We start from the raw sequence: 668 nt of genomic DNA, 5'->3' as shown, positions 1-668 counted from the left end.
GCCCGCGACGACGTCGCGGGCACCACCACCAACCGGACCGTCCCCGCCGGTGCGACCGAGCCCACCGTCACCAGCACCGAGACCGTCGACGACGAGGGAAACCCGGTCAAGACCGAAACGGCCTACGGCGACGGCACCCCCGGCACCACGACCGAGACCGCGTTCGACGCGTTCGGCAAGGCCACCCGCGTCCAGGAGGACACCAGCTCCTTCACCGTCGATCACGACTACACCGCCGGCGGCCTGCCCGAAACCGACACCCTTACGTCAAAACAGCCGGCGACCGGCTCACGAGCGGACACAGGCGACCCCGACACCCCCGCCACAGCCCAATACACCTCGGACGCTCCAGGAAACAAAACGCACAAGACGCTGACCAAGGGTGATCAGTCCGCCGAGGGCTGGAAGACCGTGTTCGACGCGGCCGGGCGCACGACGCAGGTCACCGCTCCCGGCAGTGCGGGCACGTCGACCACGACGTACGGCAAGGTCAACGGACTGGTCGAGTCGGTGGCGCAGCCGGACGGTTCGACGGTGCACCAGCGTGTGGACGGGGCCGGGCGTGCGGTGGAGGCGTGGGTGTCGCCGAAGGGCGAGCCGGACGCCAAGCGCGAGCATGTGCGGATGTCGTACGACGCCGTAACGGGCCAGAAGAACGCGGTGTGGTA

General features: G+C 69.3%; 1 protein-coding gene. It reads left to right on the top strand.

Going from position 1 to position 668, the window contains the following annotated elements:
- A partial coding sequence (locus EES43_RS30700) for a hypothetical protein (protein ID WP_206430082.1) occupies nt 1–668 on the top strand: 668 nt, incomplete at both ends.

Source organism: Streptomyces sp. ADI96-02, assembly GCF_003846185.1.
GTDB lineage: Bacteria > Actinomycetota > Actinomycetes > Streptomycetales > Streptomycetaceae > Streptomyces.
The sequence above is the reverse complement of the archived record's forward strand: the minus strand, read 5'-3'. Positions and strand labels throughout refer to the sequence as shown.